The 18,396-nt window shown below is 37.2% G+C and carries 18 protein-coding genes and 1 tRNA gene; 6 read left to right on the top strand and 13 right to left on the bottom strand.

Features of this window, described 5'->3' with window-relative positions; translation table 11 throughout:
• The first annotated feature begins 11 nt into the window (after positions 1-11).
• The 6 genes from AC3RVF_RS00545 (at position 12) to AC3RVF_RS00520 (ending at position 3,521) form a co-directional block, all read left to right on the top strand.
• Positions 12-99 (top strand) — tRNA-Ser (locus AC3RVF_RS00545).
• A gap of 266 nt (positions 100-365) precedes the next feature.
• Complete coding sequence (locus AC3RVF_RS00540) at positions 366-1,175, top strand: MotA/TolQ/ExbB proton channel family protein (protein WP_489690597.1); 810 nt, start codon at positions 366-368, stop codon at positions 1,173-1,175.
• A gap of 12 nt (positions 1,176-1,187) precedes the next feature.
• On the top strand, positions 1,188-1,613 hold the full coding sequence (locus tag AC3RVF_RS00535; RefSeq protein WP_489690598.1) for a hypothetical protein: 426 nt from the start codon (positions 1,188-1,190) through the stop codon (positions 1,611-1,613).
• Complete coding sequence (locus tag AC3RVF_RS00530; protein ID WP_489690599.1) at positions 1,613-2,233, top strand: ExbD/TolR family protein; 621 nt, start codon at positions 1,613-1,615, stop codon at positions 2,231-2,233. Before AC3RVF_RS00535 ends, AC3RVF_RS00530 begins: the two co-directional genes overlap by 1 nt.
• Positions 2,234-2,243: 10 nt before the next feature.
• A complete protein-coding gene (locus AC3RVF_RS00525) occupies positions 2,244-2,717 on the top strand; it encodes an ExbD/TolR family protein (RefSeq protein ID WP_489690600.1) in 474 nt (157 codons plus the stop codon).
• A 99-nt stretch (positions 2,718-2,816) separates the two neighbouring features.
• A complete protein-coding gene (locus tag AC3RVF_RS00520) occupies positions 2,817-3,521 on the top strand; it encodes an outer membrane beta-barrel protein (protein WP_489692510.1) in 705 nt (234 codons plus the stop codon).
• Here the strand turns inward: AC3RVF_RS00520 and AC3RVF_RS00515 are convergent.
• From AC3RVF_RS00515 to AC3RVF_RS00455, 13 genes are all read right to left on the bottom strand, one after another.
• The gene (locus AC3RVF_RS00515; RefSeq protein WP_489692509.1) at positions 3,516-4,121 is read right to left on the bottom strand and encodes a hypothetical protein; all 606 of its coding nucleotides are present in this window, start codon (positions 4,119-4,121) and stop codon (positions 3,516-3,518) included. The genes AC3RVF_RS00520 and AC3RVF_RS00515 overlap by 6 nt on opposite strands.
• Positions 4,121-5,584 carry an RNA polymerase factor sigma-54 gene (gene rpoN / locus AC3RVF_RS00510; RefSeq protein WP_489690603.1) on the bottom strand — a complete coding sequence of 488 codons (1,464 nt, stop codon included), beginning with the start codon at positions 5,582-5,584 and terminating at the stop codon, positions 4,121-4,123. The genes AC3RVF_RS00515 and rpoN overlap by 1 nt, the downstream gene beginning before the upstream one ends.
• Positions 5,585-5,714: 130 nt before the next feature.
• Positions 5,715-7,157, bottom strand: a complete 1,443-nt coding sequence (asnS, locus tag AC3RVF_RS00505) for an asparagine--tRNA ligase (protein ID WP_489690604.1) — start codon at positions 7,155-7,157, stop codon at positions 5,715-5,717.
• A 111-nt stretch (positions 7,158-7,268) separates the two neighbouring features.
• Positions 7,269-9,665, bottom strand: a complete 2,397-nt coding sequence (locus AC3RVF_RS00500) for an efflux RND transporter permease subunit (RefSeq protein WP_489690605.1) — start codon at positions 9,663-9,665, stop codon at positions 7,269-7,271.
• A 167-nt stretch (positions 9,666-9,832) separates the two neighbouring features.
• Positions 9,833-10,309: an SRPBCC family protein gene (locus tag AC3RVF_RS00495; RefSeq protein WP_489690606.1), complete on the bottom strand. Its 477-nt coding sequence runs from the start codon at positions 10,307-10,309 to the stop codon at positions 9,833-9,835.
• Between the two features lie 448 nt (positions 10,310-10,757).
• Entirely contained in the window at positions 10,758-12,023 is a 1,266-nt protein-coding gene (locus AC3RVF_RS00490) for a hypothetical protein (RefSeq protein WP_489690607.1), read from the bottom strand.
• Between the two features lie 87 nt (positions 12,024-12,110).
• A complete protein-coding gene (frr, locus tag AC3RVF_RS00485; protein WP_489692508.1) occupies positions 12,111-12,665 on the bottom strand; it encodes a ribosome recycling factor in 555 nt (184 codons plus the stop codon).
• A gap of 69 nt (positions 12,666-12,734) precedes the next feature.
• Complete coding sequence (gene pyrH / locus AC3RVF_RS00480) at positions 12,735-13,442, bottom strand: UMP kinase (protein ID WP_489690609.1); 708 nt, start codon at positions 13,440-13,442, stop codon at positions 12,735-12,737.
• A gap of 141 nt (positions 13,443-13,583) precedes the next feature.
• Positions 13,584-14,549: a translation elongation factor Ts gene (tsf, locus tag AC3RVF_RS00475; protein WP_489690610.1), complete on the bottom strand. Its 966-nt coding sequence runs from the start codon at positions 14,547-14,549 to the stop codon at positions 13,584-13,586.
• 98 nt (positions 14,550-14,647) lie between these two features.
• Positions 14,648-15,535 carry a 30S ribosomal protein S2 gene (gene rpsB, locus AC3RVF_RS00470; protein ID WP_489690611.1) on the bottom strand — a complete coding sequence of 296 codons (888 nt, stop codon included), beginning with the start codon at positions 15,533-15,535 and terminating at the stop codon, positions 14,648-14,650.
• A gap of 181 nt (positions 15,536-15,716) precedes the next feature.
• Positions 15,717-16,103, bottom strand: a complete 387-nt coding sequence (rpsI, locus tag AC3RVF_RS00465; protein WP_014781730.1) for a 30S ribosomal protein S9 — start codon at positions 16,101-16,103, stop codon at positions 15,717-15,719.
• Positions 16,103-16,558, bottom strand: coding sequence for a 50S ribosomal protein L13 (gene rplM / locus AC3RVF_RS00460; RefSeq protein WP_489690612.1), 456 nt, complete (start codon positions 16,556-16,558; stop codon positions 16,103-16,105). Before rplM ends, rpsI begins: the two co-directional genes overlap by 1 nt.
• 148 nt (positions 16,559-16,706) lie before the next feature.
• Complete coding sequence (locus AC3RVF_RS00455; RefSeq protein ID WP_489690613.1) at positions 16,707-18,290, bottom strand: T9SS type A sorting domain-containing protein; 1,584 nt, start codon at positions 18,288-18,290, stop codon at positions 16,707-16,709.
• Positions 18,291-18,396 lie beyond the last annotated feature (106 nt).

The raw sequence follows: 18,396 nt of genomic DNA, 5'->3' as shown, positions 1-18,396 counted from the left end.
TAATAAAATTTAGAGAGGTGGCCGAGCGGTCGAAGGCGCACGCCTGGAAAGCGTGTATACGCCAAAAGCGTATCGAGGGTTCGAATCCCTTCCTCTCTGCAAATACTTTTTGGGAGAGAAAAATTAATCTTTGTCATTATATAGTAAAATGTATTTTCAGCATAGTATTTTAAGATAAGCGTCTTAGTGCTAGTCCCGATGGAAATGTATAAGTTCTTAATTAATTTGAAAGTAAAAGATCTTCCTGTAGCGGTTTTAAAACGAAATAGGTCATCCTTTTCATACAAATTAATATTCTTGCAGATTAACTAAATTATTTTATATCTTTAAACCTTTAACTAAAAACAAACTTTAAGTCGATAGCAATGAAAAAATTATTTTCTATTATGGCGGTTGCCTCAATGGTATTTGTAGGCACATTAAACGCGAACGCTACAACAGCGCAGACAATGCCAACTAGTTCACAAGCTTTGGTAACAGCAGCCACAGTTTCCTTTATTCAAGATGAAACGGCCCCAGCAGCGGAACCTGATAAAGGATTCCACCAAGAGTTAAAAGAGCGTTTTGTAGAAGGTGGTCCTGGATTTATGGGGATCGTATTATTGTGTTTAATTCTTGGATTGGCAATTGCTATTGAAAGAATTATCTTCCTTAACCTTTCTACTACAAACACTCAAAAACTAGCACAAGAAGTTGAAGACGCTTTAAACAGTGGCGGAATTGAAGCTGCTAAAGAAGTGTGCAGAAACACTAAAGGCCCAGTTGCCTCAATCTATTATCAAGGTTTAGACCGCGCCCACGAAGGTATTGACATTGCTGAAAAAGCAGTTGTTGCCTACGGTGGTGTTCAAATGGGTCAACTTGAGAAGAATGTTTCTTGGATCTCTCTATTTATCGCTCTTGCGCCAATGCTTGGTTTCATGGGTACGGTAATCGGGATGATTATTGCCTTCGATAAAATTCAGGCGGCGGGTGATATGAACCCTTCACTTGTGGCAGGTGGTATTAAAGTTGCACTTTTAACAACCGTATTTGGTTTGATCGTGGCTATTATACTTCAAATTTTTTATAATTATATTATCGCTAAGATCGATAGTATCGTTAACAGTATGGAAGATGCTTCCATTACCTTGATCGACATGTTGTTCGACTACAAAACAAAAAACAAAATCTAAACAAACCACAAGATGGCATTACATAAAATATTAAAAATAGTAGCGTTGCTTCTAGGCGTTGCAGGAACCATTTTTCTTGCAATGATCATCACCAAAGGTGACGTGGCCGTAACAGCAACTGGCGAAGGAGTTGATGGTTTCTTGTATGTTGCTTACATTACATTTGCAATTACGCTTGTGTTTGTTCTCTTCTTTGTTTTAAAAGGAATTTTCGCAGGAAACCTTAAAAATACGCTTATCTCTGTAGGAGCTTTTGTACTTATAGTAGTAATCTCTTACGTTTTAGCAGATTCAAATCCAATGGCAATGCAAGAAGGCGAAATGCTTTCTGAAAGCGGATCTAAATGGGTTGGTACAGGATTATACACCTTTTACATATTAGCTGTAATCGCTGTTGGCTCAATGGTTTTCAGCGGAATCAAAAAAGTAGCAAAATAATGGCAAGAAGAGCAACACCCGAAGTAAATGCAGGGTCGATGGCTGACATCGCTTTCCTATTACTTATCTTTTTCTTGGTAACAACTACCATTGAAAAGGATAAAGGAATCGCGAGACAGCTACCACCTAAGGAAGATGTTGTTGACCCGCCAAAAATTAAAGAAAAGAACCTCTTTATTGTAAACGTAAACAGGAACGATCAATTATTAGTTGAAGAAAAATTGATGGAGCTTAAAGATCTTCGTCAAGCAGCAATCACTTTTCTTGATAATGGTGGAGCAGCTTCAGGCAGCCCAGAATATTGCAATTATTGCAAAGGACAACGTAATCCAGATTCATCAGATAACCCAGATAAGGCAGTAATCTCTGTTCAAAATGACAGACTTACTTCTTATAAAATGTACATTGCCGTTCAAAATGAATTGGTAGCTGCATACAATTTTCTGAGAGATAGGGAGGCTGAAAGGCTTTACGGATGGAAATTTACCGAAATGAGTAAATCCATAGATGAAGGAAGTTTTAAAGGGAATTTAGAGGCAACTCAAGAGAAATTAGAGAATATTCAAAAACTCTTTCCATTGAAACTTTCAGAAGCAGAACCAAAGAAATCTGGACAATAATAATACAACTATGTCAAAGTTTAGAAAGAAAAAAAGTAACGAATTACCTGCAGTAAACACAGCGTCTCTGCCAGATATCGTCTTTATGTTATTATTCTTTTTTATGGTGGTAACAGTATTGCGTGATGACAATTTGCTTGTTCAGAATAAATTGCCAAAAGCAGATCAGGTTGAAAAATTGAAAAAAGATCGATCTGTTTATATATATGCTGGAAAACCAAGCTCTAGATACCAAGATAAATATGGTTCTGAGGCTAAAATCCAGATTGGCGATAAATACACAGATATAACCAATATTAAATTCGCATTAACCGAAGCACGCCAAAAACTACTTCCTGAACTTCAGGATAAAGTAATGGTAGCACTTAAAGTTGATGAGAAAACAAATACTGGTATGGTTACGGATATTAAACAGGAATTACGTGATTTAAATATGTTAAAACTTATTTATATTACTACTCCTGGAAATGAAGTAGGCCAATAAGTTAATCGACTTAATTTTATAAACGCCTTGTGTCGTATTTCGATTCAAGGCGTTTTTTTGTATCCCATATTCTTGAAAATACATTTATCTTTGGTCATTATGCGGAGAGCACTTCAATATATTTTTACTTCCTTTCTGGTTCTAGTTTCTTTTCAAACTATAGCTCAGGATACTATTCCTCCCGCGAGTGTGGATTCATTATATCGTGAAGACCAATTTTATATTGGTGTAACCTATAATGTTCCTTTAGGGCTTCCATCTGGCGGAACTATTCGTGGTCTTTCTGGAGGAGTTCAGTTTGGATTTTTAAGAGATATGCCAATCAATAAACGTCGAAACTTGGCTATTGCCATCGGTGCCGGTATTGCATTGGACCAATTTGGACAAAATCTTTTTATAGGTGAAACGGAGACCGACGAAACCTTCTTTAGAATTTTAGATGATAACGTAGAATATACACGAAATCGCTTTAATATGGCGGTTATAGAAGCTCCTATAGAGTTTAGATGGCGAACATCAACTGCGTCTAGCTATAAGTTTTGGAGAGTGTACACTGGTTTTAGAGTGGGATATGCATATTGGTACAAATCAACTTTCAAACAGACGGGAAACTCGGTTACTCAAACGAAGATTCCAGAATTCGACCCCGTGAGACTTTCTGCTACGGTCAGCTTGGGGTATAATACTTTTAATTTTTTTGCTTCCTATAGTATAAATCCCTTTTTCAAGAATGCTGAAACCATAGATGGAGAAAGTGTAGATTTTAAAACTTTAAAAGTGGGTTTACTTTTCTATATTCTATAACCAAAGATTGAATAAAATCAATTGCGGAATAACTCCCAACATAAATCCTATTCCGAGTTCGGGATACGTATGCGCATCACTATTTAAGCGAGATGAAGCAACCCAGCCATTCACAAATAAAAAGAAACTTATAGTTACCAAAAGATTTATTTTAAAGTGAGCGCTCAAGCCAACAAGAAACATTAAAATACCCGCTACTCCCATTTGGTGTAAACTTACTTTCATCTTAAAAAGCACCATTACAAGCGCACTAAAGGCAGAAAAAAGCAAGCCAACAAAGAAGTAATAAAGTTCAGGATCATCATAAGGATCAAATATCATTTTAATGATAAGTAGCAGTAGGATACACTGAATCATTAAAGGGAATTTTCGCTCCTTTACATCTTTCAAATAAATGGTATTCACTACTCCTAAATTTTTCAGAAGGAAGAAAACAACTATTGGAATAAAAAGGGTGATAATCGCGATGCCAAAAAGATTGGCACGCATTAACTGAGGTTCCAAATATCGTGGAGTAACAATAAAATAAAGTACGGTGCCCATGAGCGGCATCAGCAATGGATGAAAAATATACGAAGCTGCTTTTAGAAAAATTCTCATTAAATCTCCTTTCGTAATCGCGCCACTGGCAAATCCAATTGTTCGCGGTATTTAGCAATGGTACGCCGTGCTATCGGATACCCTTTTTCAAGTAGCATTTTAGCTAGTTTATCGTCTGTAAGTGGTTTTCTCTTATTCTCTTCGGAAATAGTTATTTCTAGAATTTTCTTAATTTCTTTAGTAGATACATCTTCGCCTTGGTCATTTTTCATCGATTCGCTGAAAAACTCCTTTATCAACTTTGTTCCGTATGGCGTGTCTACATATTTACTATTTGCAACACGTGAAACTGTGGAGACATCCATATGTATTTTATCTGCAATATCTTTTAATATCATAGGCTTTAGCTTGCGCTCATCGCCACTCAAAAAATATTCCTCTTGATGATGCATTATGGAGTTCATAGTTACAAAAAGCGTTTGCTGGCGTTGTTTAATGGCATCTATAAACCATTTGGCTGCGTCTAGCTTCTGTTTAATGAACATTACAGCGTCCTTTTGCGCCTTAGACTTTTCTTTAGACTCTTTGTAGCCTTTTAGCATATTAGTGTAATCGTGACTCACGTGAAGCTCTGGTGCGTTTCTTCCATTTAAGGTAAGATCCAATTCGCCGTCCACAATCTTAATTGCAAAATCGGGTACTACGTGTTCCACAATTCTATTATTACCGGAATAAGTTCCGCCAGGTTTTGGGTTTAAGCTTTCAATTTCGTGAATAGCATCTCGAAGCTGGTCTTCGGTAATATCAAGCTTCTGAATAAGTTTTTTGTAATGTTTTTTGCTGAAATGGTCAAAAGACTCATCAATAATATCAATCGCCAAAGCAACGGAATGCTTGTGTTCTTTTCGCTCTAATTGAATTAATAAGCATTCTTGTAAATCACGCGCCGCCACACCAGCAGGGTCTAATTCCTGAACTATTTTCAGTACTTTTTCAACCTTATCTTCGGAAGTATAAACATTCTGCGTGAAGGCTAAATCATCTACAATATCTTGAAGCTCGCGACGTATGTAGCCGCTTTCATCTACACTACCCACCAAAAATTGTGCAATTTCTTTTTCTTCTTCCGTTAGGCGATACGTATTTAATTGCTGCATTAAATACTGCGTAAATGAAGTTCCGGCCGCGTAAGGCATTTGCCGTTCCTCATCGTCTGCGCTGTAATTATTTGCCGAAAGTTTATAGCTTGGCACTTCGTCATCGCTTAAATAATCGTCGACGTTAATGTCGGTTTCAATTACTTCGTTGCCTTCATCATAATCGTCGTCGTACTCATCGTTTTTAAATTCATCATCAAAGTCATCACTTTCCTCTTTTCCGCCTTCCAATGCTGGATTTTCCTCTAATTCCTGAGATATACGCTGCTCAAAAGCTTGCGTAGGGAGTTGAATCATCTTCATCAACTGTATCTGCTGAGGCGATAATTTTTGGGAAAGTTTAAAATTTAATTGTTGCTTTAACATAGGTATAATTACTACCAGATAAAGTTAAAAAAAACCAGCTACTAAAATAGTGAAGTAGCCAGTTTTAATATAAAGTTATGAAGAAGACGGATGCTTTAAGACTAGTGATAGAAGTAAGCACCCAACATATTTAAAATTCTGCGTTGCCCGGAGTTCTTGGATAAGGAATTACATCGCGAATGTTACCCATTCCTGTTGTAAACTGAACCAAACGTTCAAAACCTAATCCAAAACCACTGTGTACAGCCGTTCCGAATTTGCGAAGATCTAAATACCAATACAATTCTTTTTCGTCAATATTCATCACCTTCATTTTCTCCAACAGCACATCGTAACGTTCTTCACGCTGCGAACCACCTACAATTTCACCAATACCAGGGAAAAGTACATCCATGGCACGTACTGTATTTCCGTCGTCGTTTAGGCGCATGTAAAACGACTTGATATTTGCGGGATAATCAAAGAGAATTACTGGGCATTTAAAGTGTTTTTCAACTAAAAATCGCTCGTGCTCACTTTGTAGATCGGCACCCCATTCTTCAATTAAATATTTAAATTTTTTCTTTTGATTTGGTTTAGAACGTTTCAAAATATCAATGGCTTCGGTATAGCTCACTCTTTTGAAATTGTTTTCCAAAATAAAACTTAGCTTTTCGCGAAGCTTCATATCGCTGCGTTCGTCTTGCGGCTTGCTTTTTTCCTCTTCCAATAATCGGTTTTCTAGGAATTCTAAATCGTCGGCGCAATTTTCCAAAGCATAGTTTATAACGTACTTTATGAAATCTTCTGCCAAATCCATATTATCGGCTAAATCGTTAAAAGCAACCTCTGGCTCGATCATCCAAAACTCAGCTAAGTGGCGGCTAGTGTTTGAGTTTTCGGCTCTAAAAGTAGGGCCGAAAGTGTAAACTTTCCCAAGTGCCATTGCATAGGTTTCGGCTTCTAACTGCCCGCTTACGGTAAGATTGGTTTCTTTTTCGAAGAAATCTTCTTTGTAATTAACCTCTCCACTTTCATCGAGCGGAGGGTTTTTTGAATCTAAATTTGAAACTCGGAACATTTCACCAGCACCTTCAGCATCGCTTCCAGTTATAATTGGTGAGTGCATATAATTAAACCCGTTTTTCTGAAAATATTCATGAACGGCAAAAGCCAGTTTGGAACGCGTGCGCATTACAGCGCCAAAAGTATTGGTGCGAATTCGCAAATGTGCTTGCTCACGCAAAGTTTCCAAAGAATGTCTTTTAGGAGAAAGGATGGTAAGTTTTACGTCTTCCGGATTCGCTTCGCCTAAAACGGTTAATTTTGAAACTTGAATTTCTACATTTTGACCTTGGCCTTGGCTTTCAACCAGCAAACCACTAACTTCAATAGCAGCGCCCACGGTTACTTTTTTAAGAACCTCTTCATCAAAATTTTCAAAATCTACTACGCATTGCAGCGTATTAATTGTTGATCCATCGTTTAAAGCAATAAAGCGGTTACTTCTAAAAGAACGTACCCAACCGCGCACCATTACTTCGTGGTGGCTTGGTTCGCATTTCAACAATTCAACTATAGTTTTGTTTTGCATAGTATTAATTTTAAGGGGAGCAAATATACTTTTAAAAAAATTTCAAAAAAAGAAAAGCGCCAAATTCCAAACGGAGAATATATCTTATTAAAGACTGCAAACTGCCGCTGCTTACTGGTTATTCAATTCTTCTTTGTCATCGGTTAAAATCTCGATTGCAGGTTTTTTCATCGTCTGCTTATTCGCGATACTTCTTTCTAATGAAAGTAGGAGCGTGGGTAGCAACAATAAATTAGATAACATTGCGAAAAGTAGCGTTATAGATACCAAGGCACCCAGAGCTACAGTCCCGCCAAAGCTAGAAATGGTAAACACAGAAAACCCAAAGAAAAGCACGATAGAAGTATAAAACATACTAACCGCTGTTTCGCGTAAAGCCGCAAAAACCGATTTTTTAATTTTCCAATTGTTGGCTATTAATTCCTGCCTGTATTTTGCGAGGAAGTGAATAGTGTCGTCCACCGAAATTCCGAATGCGATGCTAAACACCAATATAGTTGAAGGTTTTATAGGAACACCCACAAAGCCCATAACTCCAGCGGTTATAATTAGTGGCAGCAAGTTTGGAATTAGTGAAATTAAAATCATCTTAAAACTTCGGAACATCCACGCCATAAAAATTGCAATCAAGAAAATAGCAAGCGACAGCGAAAGAATTAAGTTGTTCACCAAATAATGGGTTCCTTTTTGGAAAACTAGCGCTTTCCCCGTAACCGTAACATTATACCGATCTGCCGGGAAAACTTTAGCAATTTCAGAATTTAAATCTTCTTCAATACGCTTAAACCTATCTGGCTCGGTATCTTTCATAAAAGTAGTGATACGCGCAAACTGCCCTGTGCTGTCCACATAACTGTTTAGTAGATTTGTGTTGGTATTGCTGCTTTTAGCGTAACTAAGTATAAATGTTTTTTCTTGGCTGTTTGGTAATTGATAATATTCCGGATTGCCGTTATAATAAGCTTGTTTAGAATATTTCACCAATTCTACTACTGAAAGTGGTTTCGCAAATTCAGGAATTTCTTTAATGTGATCCTGCAATTCGTCAATACGTTTTAAGGTAGAAAGACCCATAACGCCTTTTTTCTTCTTCGTATCCACCATTATTTCTAAAGGCATAATACCTTCATATTCCTTTTCAAAAAAGCGGATATCTTCAAAGAAACCAGAGTTCTTCGGCATATCTTCAATTAGGCTACCGGAAATCTTAATATTGAAAATGCCAATAATACTGGCACATAACAAAACAACCGCAGCAATATAAATGGTAATGCGGCGCTCTTTAACCATACGTTCAATCCAGTTAACAAAACCGTTTATCCACGTTTTGTTTAAATGCTTTAGGTGCTTATTTTTCGGCACCGCCATATAACTATACGTAATAGGGATGATAAGCAAACTCAATAAAAAGATAGCGACAATATTTATGGAAGCTACAATACCAAATTCGCTCAAGAGCTCACTCTTCACCAAAATAAATGTGGCGAAACCCGAAGCCGTTGTTAGGTTGGTCATTAAAGTTGCGTTACCAACTTTGGCTATTACGCGTTGTAAAGATTTTGCTTGGTTACCGTGCAGTTTTATTTCCTGCTGATATTTATTGATGAGAAATATACAGTTCGGGATCCCGATTACAATTATCAAAGGCGGAATTAAAGCCGTAAGCACTGTAATTTCATAATGCATTAATCCTAAAAACCCGAAGGCCCACATAACGCCGATAATCACGGTTAACATAGAGATAAACGTGGCGCGCCAAGAGCGGAAAAAGAAGAAAAATATAAGTGAAGTAATAAAAAGCGCCGCACCAATAAACAGCCCAATTTCGTCAATAATGTTTTGCGAATTTAGCGTGCGAATGTACGGCATGCCCGAAGTGTGCACTTGTACGCCGGTATCTTCTTCAAATTTTTTGATTAACGGAATAAGATCTTCCACTACAAAATCTCTTCGTGCGGGCGTGTTTACAATGTCTTTCTTAAGGTAAATGGCAGAACGAATACTCTGCTTATCCGGACTGTAAATAAGTCCGTCGTAAAAAGGTAGCTTGTTGAAAAGTTCGTCTTTGTACGCCGCAAGATTCGCATCTGTAAAAATGGAGTCTTTTATAAAAGGAACCAATTCAAAACCTGTGGTGTCAGTTTTCTTTTCGAGCTTTTGCAGATTACCAACGGAAAGCGTAAGTTCTACCTCGTTGTATTCGTTAATGTCTTGAGAAAGTTGATTCCAAGCGGCGAATTTCTTAGGTGTAAAAATGGTAGAATCCTTCACCCCCATTACAATGAGGTTGCCCTCTTCGCCAAAATGCGAAAGAAATTGGTCGTACTCAAGATTTACGGGATGGTCGTCTGGCAGGAGATTGGCTTCGGTATAGGTGAAGCGCATATTCTTCCATTGCAGTGCGAGCAGTACGGTAATGACTGCAATAACTACTAAAATCCAGGTACGGTTCCGTAAAATAAAACGGGCCACCCAGCTCCAAAACCCAATGCTGAAAAGTTTGTTCAAAGCAATTTTTTAAAGAATTAGCAAAGGTAGTTATTTGCGATAAGTGGGGGATTTATTTTGAAGGGTATTTTGGAATGGGGTTTATTAAAAGACGAACTGCTTTGAAAGATTTTGTAGATTTCCATTAACAGGGGAAAACCAAGATTGTACAATCATTGTCATATTCTTTATTCAGTTATTAAATCTTTCCACTTTTCAGATTCCGCAAATTCTTTTACAATTCTATTCCGTTTAGTTAGTAATTCAATCATATATTTTTTGAGAAATAACTTGTCGGCTAATTTTCCTAAAATTCCAAAAGGTGATTTATATTCGAAAAAGTCCGTCATTAATGTTCCGCCATTCAATTCTGCAAAATGATGCTCGTGTCTAAATTCTTTAAACGCTCCTTTAACCATTTCGTCTGCAAAGTAATTTGGTCGGTCAAATTCCGTGATTTTGGAAGTCAGATTTTGATAAATCCCGAAGTGTTTCGCTCTCCAAGTCACACTTTCATTAAGTCCGATTAGCCCGCTTGTTTTTCCAGCAATTGCTTGTTCATTCGTATGTTCGGTCGAAATTTTATGCAAATCGATACTTCTAGAAAGGTCAAATACCACTTTCTTATCGGCTTTTATTTCAGTTTGAAGTTCAATTCTCGGCATTTTTTGAAATATGGCCTATTTTTGGACATAGTGTTTTTATGATATTGCAGTATCTGTTGTTTCGGTGAGTTGCTTATTCTCTTTATTTAATTGGGCGTCTTTATTCCATATATAATACAGTGTTGTTATTGGGGTAAAGATAAATATCATTAAAAACGTCCAATTAATTCGTCTGCTTCTTTCAATGAATTTAAAACTCCAAAGTCGTCTTATCAAATATATCCTTGATAACACTGTCAATATATAAATCGAAATAAATTGAGTGTAATATGCGTCCATACTTGGAAAAGTTTTCCAAATTAATTCAATAGTTAACATGTCTAATAAGGACAGAAGAAACATTATGCTCGGAATCGATGTCAATAATTTTGAATAGATTTTCATTTTTACATTATGTACAGTTTCGGATTAATATATATTTCAATATCCAACACATAAATAGCTGCGTCTATATCTGCAAATAAAATGTAAACTTAAACGAAATATTATCGGCAAAGTTGGGAAGGTTGTAATAACCGTAACGGTAAGCCCCGCTTAGTCCAAACCCGAAAAGAATTTTGTTTACTTCAAAACCCGTTTCATTATATAGCTTATCCAGCGTATTAAAAGGAATCCCGAAATGATTTTCTATATTATCCATATCTCCCAAAGCGTGGCGCGTAATTAGCACCAATTCTGGCTTCCATTTTTCGCCGAGATCAAACCTGCGCAAACTGTGTTTTATTTGCAGCGTAGTCAATTTATCTGAAAAGAATTCACCAAAATACATTGTTTCAAAACTTTGAACCCCAGCTACCGAGAATCGTTGTAAAATTTCATCTTTTGTTGGCTGGTTAGGGTAGGAGTGAAACAGGTGTGTAAGCGGCACATCGCCCGTAGCAAGCGAACCTTCCAAAAGAATATTGGTTGACGATAAATCAGTTCGTTTTATGAAATAATCCAATTTCAACCCAAATTTAGTATAGCTGAAATCACTACCAACTACATCTTTAAAGCCCTGCGTTATTTGCGCACTAATCTTCGGAAAACCGTCGAAATATTCTTTGGTGCCATCTTCATTAGTAAAAAAATTGGTCTTCGGACTTATTCTGAAAGAAACCGTAGCCTCCGCCAATTGATAGTCGGTGTATGGAACGCCGTCGTCAATAAAATAATAATTTTCAATATTCTCCACATTGCTATGCTCCACACGAAACTCCGCCAGCATTTTTGGCGTTAGTTCGCTGGTAATATTGGCGTACCATTTTCGGTATTTATAAAATTGGGTAATATTTACGAGTCGCGGTTCAAAAATAGAATATACGCGGGCATCGGTTAAATAATCGTAAGTACCAATTTCCTTTACATCGTCTGCATAATACACGCTCACCCAAGCTTTCTTTTCTCTGTTAACTCGGCCGCTAGCGCCTAAGCTAAATTTAGAAGTTTTATCTTTAAACCCATAGGCATAATAACCTCCAAGTTTATAGTTTTCAAAAAGTTTGTCGTTTGTTAATCCGCCCACGCCTAGTCGTAAGCCTTCATAATTATTGAGTTTAATTATGGTCTTTAAATCGATGTCGAAAAAACCTATTGGATAATATCCCGATGAAAGGGGGTGATCCTTTTTATCTGCAACATTTGCAATAGTATCATTATCAGTTTTAATCGCAGGCTCCTGTGAAACAGCGTAATAGGCAACACTGAAAAAAACAAGAAAAAGGATTTTTTGCATTCGGAAAAGTTGGTTTTAAGTGGAATAAAAGTAAAAAGAAAGCGGCTATTAGGCCGCTCTATTGTATTTTGTTTAACGAAAATTGTGTTATACAGTCATTATTTCCTTCTCCTTCTTGGCCAATATTTCGTCAATTTTCTTGATGTGAGAGTCGGTCATTTCTTGAATATCTTCTTCAAGTCTTTTCTTTAAATCTTCAGAAATCTCCAAACCTTTTATTTCGTTGTTTGCATTTTTTCTGTCGTTGCGAACACCAATTTTGCCTTCTTCGGCAGCAGCTTTAGCTTGCTTGGCCAAATCTTTTCTGCGTTCTTCGGTTAATGGTGGCACGCTAATGATTACACTTTCACCATTATTCATTGGGTTGAAACCTATGTTTGCAAGATGAATTCCACGTTCTATTACTGGAATCATTCCTTTTTCCCAAGGCTGAATGGTAATAGTCATCCCGTCTGGTGTGCTTACATTTGCTACTTGGCTCAATGGAGTTTGGCTTCCGTAGTAATCTACCATAACGCTACCAACCATTGATGGAGAAGCTTTTCCGGCACGAATGTTTACTAATTCTTTGTCTAAATGCTTTAACGCATTATCCATGGCTTCTTTGGCGCCGTCAATTATAAAATCTATTTCGTCTTCCATAAAATTCAATATTCAAAGTTCAATATTATTCTCTAAACGCCTAAATTCCCACTGCAGCGGATTAAGGATTTATAAATTTACTTTCGTTCCAATCTTTTCGCCAGAAACAACTTTTAAAAGATTTCCTTTGGTATTCATATCAAAAACGATAATTGGTAATTCGTTTTCTTGGCTTAGAGTGAAAGCAGTGGTGTCCATAACTTTCAAACCTTTTTGCAATACGTCTTCAAAACTAATAAAATCGAATTTTGTTGCCTTTTTGTCTTTTTCGGGATCGCTGGTGTAGATTCCATCTACGCGAGTTCCCTTCATAATTACATCTGCACCAATTTCAATAGCTCTTAAAACGGCTGCGGAATCTGTTGTAAAATAAGGATTTCCAGTTCCACCTCCAAATATTACTACGCGACCTTTTTCCAGATGGCGAATTGCTTTTCTGCGAATAAAAGGTTCGGCAACTTCGTTAATGTTAATCGCGCTTTGCAGACGTGTTGGGACATCTTCATTTTCTAAAGCACTCTGTAGGGCTAATCCATTGATTACCGTTGCAAGCATTCCCATATGGTCTCCTTGCACGCGATCCATTCCGCTGCTGGCTCCAGATAATCCTCTAAAAATGTTTCCGCCGCCAATAACGATGGCAACTTCCACACCTTTTTCAGTAATCTGTTTTATTTCTTGGGCGTATTCCTTAATTCGAATGGGATCAATACCATATTGTTGATCGCCCATTAAGGCTTCGCCGGAAAGTTTTAAAAGAATTCTTTTGTAGTGCATAGAAGATTTTTACTGCGCAAAAATAAAGAAAATTATTGATGCGGTGGAAAGAAAAAAAGTTGAAAATAAATTCAGGATTTGATACAAAAAAAAGAGGCTGAAATTAATCAGCCTCTTTTTGTATTATAAGTACCCAATAGCTTAAGCTAGAGAAACTCTCTTGAAGTTCACAACTTCAACATCGCCATACGTTTTTACGTAATCTGCAACATTCTTTTTGTCGTCTTTAATAAAGTTTTGATCAAGCAATGCTTTTTCGTGGTCCATTGTAGTGTTGTCGCTAATGAAACGCTCCAATTTACCTGGAAGAATTTTATCCCAGATTTGTTCTGGTTTGCCTTCAGCTTTCAATTCTGCTTTTGCGTCTGCTTCAGCTTGTGCTAAAATTTCTGGAGTTAATTGTGCTCTTGAAATATATTTTGGTACATTCTTAAGCGTTTTACCCAAACGGCCTAATTCAATATTGTCTTTTTCAATAACAGCAATTCTTGCTTCAGTTTCTGAAGCTACAAATTCTGCGTCAAAATCTTTGTAAGAAAGTGTAGTTGCACCCATCGAGGCAACTTGCATCGAAACATCTTTTGTTAACTCTTCAGCATTATCAACAGCTTTTGAAAGACCAGTTAAAGCTGCAATTTTGTTAACGTGTACATAAGAACCTACGTATGGAGCTTCTAAAATTTCGAAACCACCAATTTCTATTTTCTCACCGATTACACCAGTTTGCTCAGTTAATTTCTCAGCAACGGTCATTCCACCGAAATCTGCAGCCAAAAATTCTTCTTTAGAAGAAGTAGTTAGTGCAACTTCAGCCAATTTGTTTGCCATTTCAACGTATGAATCGTTTTTAGCAACAAAGTCAGTTTCACAGTTTAATGAAATAGCAACACCTTTTGTGTTATCGCTATTCACTTTTGCAGTTGCAACACCTTCACTTGAGTCGCGATCTGCTCTTTTTTCTGCAATTTTCTGTCCTTTTTTACGAAGGATAGTAATTGCTTCTTCCATGTTTCCTTCTGCCTCAACTAATGCCTTTTTACAGTCCATCATTCCGGCTCCGGTAGCTTGTCTAAGTTTATTTACTTCTGCGGCTGTTATGTTTGCCATTGGTATAAATGTTTTTAGGTTTAATATTAAAAAAGTCGTTCAATTTATTTTCAGACAAGAAAAGAACCAAACGACTTTTAAATTTTTAAATACTGTTATTATTCTTCTTCGTTAAGAACTTCTTTTTTCGATTTCTGACTTACAGGCTCTTTAGCCTCTTTCATTGTTTCTACGTCAGCTTCGTCTGTTGAAGGTACTTCAGCCGTAGCTTTTTTCTCTTCTTTTTCTTTTTTAGGAACTCTAGCTTTTTTAGCCATTCCAGAATCATCACCTTCTTCTTCTTCGTCTTTTCCAGATTTTCTTTCAGAGAGTCCTTCAACGATAGCTTCAGAAACAAAATCCATAATGCTTTCAATAGATTTTGAAGCATCATCGTTAGATGGAATTACGTAATCAATAACACGTGGGTCACTGTTGGTATCTACCATTGCAAAGATTGGAATTTTCAATTTTAATGCTTCAGCAACTGCAATGTGCTCGCGAGTTGTATCAACAATAAAAAGTGCTGCAGGAAGACGGCTCATATCAGAAATTGAACCTAAGTTTTTTTCTAATTTAGCACGAAGACGATCTACTGCCAAACGCTCTTTCTTAGAAAGCGTCATGAAAGTTCCGTCTTGCTTCATTCTATCAATAGAAGCCATTTTCTTAACGGCTTTACGGATAGTTACAAAGTTAGTTAGCATTCCGCCAGGCCATCTTTCAGTGATGTAAGGCATGTTTGCATTCTTTGCTTTTTCGGCAACGATGTCTTTTGCTTGTTTTTTGGTAGCTACAAAAAGAATTTTGCGTCCACTGGCTGCAATTTTCTTAAGGGCTTCATTAGCCTCGCTAATTTTTGCAGCGGTTTTGTAAAGGTTGATGATGTGAATCCCGTTGCGCTCCATATAGATATACGGTGCCATGTTCGGGTTCCATTTGCGAGTTAGGTGGCCAAAGTGCACACCAGCCTCAAGTAAGTCTTTTACTTCTACTTTTTTTGCCATTTTTGTTTTAGTTTACGTTCTGTGAAAGGATAGCAACCCATCCGCCGAAGCAGACTTTGGTTTAGATGCTAAACTAACTCCCGAAGTATTCGGGTTAACAGCTTAATAATTAATAATGATTATGAACTTTTCAACTGTAATTGGGTATCCCAAGTGAGATACCCAATAGAGTTGAGTAATATTAACGTTTAGAGAATTGGAATTTCTTACGAGCTTTCTTCTGTCCGAATTTCTTACGCTCTACCATTCTTGGATCTCTTGTAAGTAAACCTTCTGGTTTCAAGATACCGCGATTTTCGTCATTAAGCGTACACATAGCGCGTGAAATTGCAAGACGAATAGCTTCTGCTTGTCCTGTAATACCACCACCAAATACATTTACTGTAATGTCGAAAGTAGTTTCGTTTTCTGTAAGTACTAAAGGTTGCTTTACTTTATACTGAAGTGTTCCAGTAGGAAAGTAATTCTCAAACTCACGCTTGTTGATAGTAATGTTTCCTTTACCTTCTTTAAGGTAAACACGTGCAACAGCGGTTTTTCTTCTACCTATTTTGTGAATTGTCTCCATTACTTGTTGTCGTTAAAGTTAATAGCTCTAGGTTTTTGTGCTTCTTGACCGTGGTTAGCATCTGCATAAACCTTAAGGTTTCTGAAGATTTCCGCGCCCAATTTGTTTTTAGGAAGCATTCCTTTTATAGCTTTTTCAACAAGCCTTGCAGGGTCTTTCTTGTACATTTCTGTAGCGGTAAGGCTACGTTGTCCACCAGGATAACCTGTGTGGCGAATGTAAGTTTTGTCTGCCCATTTGTTACCAGTAAGGTTTATATTACTAGCATTAATAATAATTACGTTGTCACCGCAATCTACGTGTGGGGTGAAACTTGGTTTGTGCTTACCGCGAAGTAATTTAGCAACTTCGCTTGCAAGACGACCCAATGTTTGCCCGTCCGCATCTACCAGTAACCATTCCTTTACAACGGTTGCCTTATTGGCAGATACTGTTTTGTAACTTAATGTATCCATTTAGTTTTTGTCAATTGTTAATAATTCATTGTTTTCTCATCCTAAAACAAAACGGATTTTGTCTAAGAGGGGTGCAAATGTAATCTTATTTATTTGAAAAGCAAGGGGTGAGAATATAATTTTATCTGAAGTTTAAGTAACTGTTAGGCTATTCTTTAACAAACTTCTTCAAAGTTACTTTTTCTTCTGAATGCAATTGCAGGAAATATACTCCCGAATTGAGACTTGAAACATCTACAGTTGTTGAAATGGCATCAATTTCCAGTTTCAGAATTTGACTGCCTGTAGCGTTATAAATAGTTGCGCGATCTATTAGTTGGTTTTGAGTATTAATATACAAACTGTTTTTCACTGGGTTGGGGTATAGAGTAATAGTATCTGTTAATAAATTCTCGTCAAGACTTAAGGGTATAGCGTATTTTAGTACCCAGAAATCACCAGCGCCTCGTGAAGCCTCCGTTTTATCGCCAGAAATAGAAGAAGATGAGCCACCACCAAGAAGCAGTTCGCCGCTAGTATTAATTGCTAATGTTATTAATATGTCGAAAAAATTTCCGCCTATGGTATTCTGGTCAGAAATATTTCCAGCATTGTCAAGTTCAACGATCCAGTAATCAGCATTGCCATTGGAATTTTCTGTTTTATCACCTCCAATATTTGATTCTGAATACCCGCCGACCATATATTTACCATCGCCTATTTGGATTGCTGTAAAACAGCTATCTCCATCGTTACCTCCAATGGTGTTCTGCCATACAATGTTCCCTACACTGTCCAGCTTTAATATCCAATAATCTCCATTACCTTGATTGATTTCAGTTTTATCACCAGATATATCCGAATTGGAATCACCAGCCACGATGTATCCGCCATCCGTATCTTTAATTATTTTGTAACAAAAATCAGATTGACTCCCTCCAATGGTATTTTGCCATTCGATGTTTCCAGTTGCGTCTAATTTTACGACCCAATAATCAGATAATCCCTGTGAATTTTCAGTCTTATCTCCAGATATATTCGAGTGCGAAAATCCGGCAATCACAAAGCCCCCATCTGTTGCTTGTATGGCAGCACCAGCGTTATCGTCACCAGTTCCTCCAATAGTGTTGTCCCAAATAATAGTTCCAAGTGCATCAATTTTAACTACCCAGAAATCAAAAGTGGCTCCAATAGCATTTTCAGATTTATCTGAAGATATATCAGAGTCGGAATGTCCGCTTAACAAGTAGGTTCCGTCCGAAACTACAACAATAGAGGTCAATATATCATTACCTTGACCTCCAATAGTATTTTGCCATTGAACTTCTCCAGAAGCATCAATTTTCACGACCCAATAATCTTCTTGCCCCATTGAATCTTCTGTTTTATCTCCCGAAATGTCTGAACGGGATGTACCACCCAAGATGTAGCCTCCGTCTAACGTGCTTTCTAAAGTATATAGGTATTCCTCATCACTACCTCCAATCGTGTTTTGCCATTCTATATCTCCAGAGGAATTTAATTTAACGACCCAAAAATCTGATGCTCCTTGGCTATTTTCACTTTTTTCACCTGAAATGTTTGAAAATGATTGACCGCCAAGAACTACGCCTCCATCGTCAGTTTCCTGCATAGCCCATATTTCCTCAGTATCACCACCACCAATAGTTCGTTGCCAAAGTATGTTTGGATCCTGGGCATTTATACTGAATATAGAAAATAGAATTGCGAGAATCGTAATTATCTTCTTCATGCCAAATAATTAAGTGTGTTGTAATTTACAAAATTCCAAAACAATGTTAATCATAAAGTTACGGCTTAATTTTTTTTGAGCTCACGCATAAATAAAAACTGAATCG

This window comes from Aequorivita sp. IT1183, from assembly GCF_058068265.1.
The sequence above is the reverse complement of the archived record's forward strand: the minus strand, read 5'-3'. Positions and strand labels throughout refer to the sequence as shown.

Excerpts from the sequence above, each read along its gene's own strand:
- rpsI (WP_014781730.1), bottom strand. The coding sequence starts at position 16,103 with ATGGAGACAATTCACAAAATAGGTAGAAGAAAAACCGCTGTTGCACGT.
- AC3RVF_RS00525 (WP_489690600.1), top strand. The coding sequence starts at position 2,244 with ATGTCAAAGTTTAGAAAGAAAAAAAGTAACGAATTACCTGCAGTAAAC.
- pyrH (WP_489690609.1), bottom strand. The coding sequence starts at position 13,442 with ATGCACTACAAAAGAATTCTTTTAAAACTTTCCGGCGAAGCCTTAATG.
- tsf (WP_489690610.1), bottom strand. The coding sequence starts at position 14,549 with ATGGCAAACATAACAGCCGCAGAAGTAAATAAACTTAGACAAGCTACC.
- AC3RVF_RS00535 (WP_489690598.1), top strand. The coding sequence starts at position 1,188 with ATGGCATTACATAAAATATTAAAAATAGTAGCGTTGCTTCTAGGCGTT.
- rplM (WP_489690612.1), bottom strand. The coding sequence starts at position 16,558 with ATGGATACATTAAGTTACAAAACAGTATCTGCCAATAAGGCAACCGTT.
- asnS (WP_489690604.1), bottom strand. The coding sequence starts at position 7,157 with ATGCAAAACAAAACTATAGTTGAATTGTTGAAATGCGAACCAAGCCAC.
- AC3RVF_RS00515 (WP_489692509.1), bottom strand. The coding sequence starts at position 4,121 with ATGAGAATTTTTCTAAAAGCAGCTTCGTATATTTTTCATCCATTGCTG.
- rpoN (WP_489690603.1), bottom strand. The coding sequence starts at position 5,584 with ATGTTAAAGCAACAATTAAATTTTAAACTTTCCCAAAAATTATCGCCT.
- AC3RVF_RS00520 (WP_489692510.1), top strand. The coding sequence starts at position 2,817 with ATGCGGAGAGCACTTCAATATATTTTTACTTCCTTTCTGGTTCTAGTT.
- rpsB (WP_489690611.1), bottom strand. The coding sequence starts at position 15,535 with ATGGCAAAAAAAGTAGAAGTAAAAGACTTACTTGAGGCTGGTGTGCAC.
- AC3RVF_RS00530 (WP_489690599.1), top strand. The coding sequence starts at position 1,613 with ATGGCAAGAAGAGCAACACCCGAAGTAAATGCAGGGTCGATGGCTGAC.
- frr (WP_489692508.1), bottom strand. The coding sequence starts at position 12,665 with ATGGAAGACGAAATAGATTTTATAATTGACGGCGCCAAAGAAGCCATG.
- AC3RVF_RS00495 (WP_489690606.1), bottom strand. The coding sequence starts at position 10,309 with ATGCCGAGAATTGAACTTCAAACTGAAATAAAAGCCGATAAGAAAGTG.
- AC3RVF_RS00490 (WP_489690607.1), bottom strand. The coding sequence starts at position 12,023 with ATGCAAAAAATCCTTTTTCTTGTTTTTTTCAGTGTTGCCTATTACGCT.
- AC3RVF_RS00455 (WP_489690613.1), bottom strand. The coding sequence starts at position 18,290 with ATGAAGAAGATAATTACGATTCTCGCAATTCTATTTTCTATATTCAGT.
- AC3RVF_RS00540 (WP_489690597.1), top strand. The coding sequence starts at position 366 with ATGAAAAAATTATTTTCTATTATGGCGGTTGCCTCAATGGTATTTGTA.